Here is a 1,864-nt window from a genome sequence, read left to right as displayed (position 1 = left end):
TCGGGAGCGGTTTGCCCGAGTCGGACACTCTCGCGGTCTTACGGCGTGGTTGCGGTCGCGGGGGTGGTGGCGGTGAGCGCGGCGTCGAGTGGGGAAACTGGGGGAGATCTCCAGCTGGGCGACGAGGTGGAGCTCCGGGAGGTGCCAATCGACGAGGATGGGCTCCGGGCGACGGTCGAGAAGGACGACACACGGACCCTGAACACGGTGGGGGAGGGCGTCGAGGCGTGGGAGGAGTACCTAGACGCGAAGGAGAACCAGATGCTGGTGATGGAGGAAGAGGAGAGCGGGGATCACCTCGTGGTGCCGCATGAACACCGGTGGAGCGCGGACTACAGGAGACGGACGTACGCCCGCCTGAAAGCCGCTGAGAGGCACGTCACGGGGAAGTGGGGTGAGACGGTGCCGACGACGATGCTAACCCTCACAGCCCCGCACAAGGACGCGAGCGGCGAGTACAGAGCGTTCACGTCGGTACTGTCGGACCTGAAAGAGGGATGGGATAAAGCGAGAGACGTGATCGGTCGGGAGACGGAAGGCGTCGAGACGGAGTATCTGGCGGTGTACGAGCCTCATGCGACGGGATACCCGCACCTCCACGTTCTAGTGTTCGGTGTCGCTCGGCCGTCGCTCGGGGAGAAGGTGGCCGGATACTGGGTCGATCGGTACGTCGAGGGAGCCTCGCGGGACGCCCAGGACGTGACGGTGAAGCGGGGTCGCTCGCTACAGCTGGAGAGTCCGGCGGCGTACCTGATGAAGTACCTCTCGAAGTCGTTGGCTCGGGAGGGGAGCGAGGGGGCGACTGATCGGCAGTCGCTTCCGTCTATCGCCGGGTACAGGGGGTTTAGCGCGTTGATGTGGGCGACGGGGAAGCGGACGTACAGTATGAGCGAGGGGCTGTCTGAAGCGGTCGCTGAGTCGGCCCCAGAGTCGGAGGAGGCGGAAGGGACATGGAAGTACATCGGGACAGTCTCGGGCGTCGAGGCGGGTCTCTACACGGGAGAGGAGGCAGAGAGGCTAGGGAAGTACCTAGCGGGGTCACCAAACCAGAGAAAGCCTCCTGACCGTGGTGGAGGAGAGGTAAACGGCTCGGTGAGAGGTCCGGGGCCAGTCGGAGATCCCGGTCGGTACTGACGAGATTCTTATGAAAGATTTCTCTCATGGTTGTGTGACCGTCTGGGATATACTGAAGTACAACCTGCCAAGTAAACCCGATTTCTAGACCCCGGAGTATATAAACAAACATAGCCGGTAACCGGGTGATCTATGTAAGTCGGTTAATCTCAGATGGACCCCGTACCGTCTGCTGATTCCGGCGAATTGCGGCAATACTGTCGAATAGACCCCAGTTAAGGAATTAAGTGCCCCCGGCGTCTGGTGATAAGCAACGCTACAGAAGTGAAAGTCAGCCCGGGTGAGGCCGGGCGTGACGACGATCCCCGTTGGCGGGTGGAGACCGCCGCCGGGGAGACGAGGCTGAGGGGCCTGTCGTCACGTCTTGCTTCTCCCGCCGAGCGCAAAGGGTTTTCGCCTGAATCGACTCGGCTGGTTTGCCGCGGTACAGACGCTAAGCGACGCATACCCTCCGAGCGGGCGGCGACCTTGTGGTGCGCGAGGTCCGGCGGACCCGGACCGAGCGCCGCCGCCCGCGTTATCCCGACCGGAGGGAGGGAAACGAGAGGCGGTCGCGGGGCGGTCGTGGGGCGGAAGCGGGGCGGAAGTGGGGCGGTTCTCGACTCCCGTAGAGTAAGTCCGCGCAGAGTGCCGACTCGGGAGCGGTTTGCCCGAGTCGGACACTCTCGCGGTCTTACGGCGTGGTTGCGGTCGCGGGGGTGGTGGCGGTGAGCGCGGCGTCGAGTGGGGA

The 1,864-nt window shown here is 63.9% G+C and carries 1 protein-coding gene; it reads left to right on the top strand.

What is annotated here, in order from left to right:
- On the top strand, positions 1-1,134 hold a 1,134-nt coding region (locus tag J2744_RS15235; RefSeq protein ID WP_210114061.1), incomplete at its 5' end, for a rolling circle replication-associated protein.
- Positions 1,135-1,864 lie beyond the last annotated feature (730 nt).

Origin of the sequence: Halorubrum trapanicum (genome assembly GCF_017873555.1) — an archaeon.
Taxonomy (GTDB): Archaea; Halobacteriota; Halobacteria; order Halobacteriales; family Haloferacaceae; genus Halorubrum; species Halorubrum trapanicum.
The sequence above is the reverse complement of the archived record's forward strand: the minus strand, read 5'-3'. Positions and strand labels throughout refer to the sequence as shown.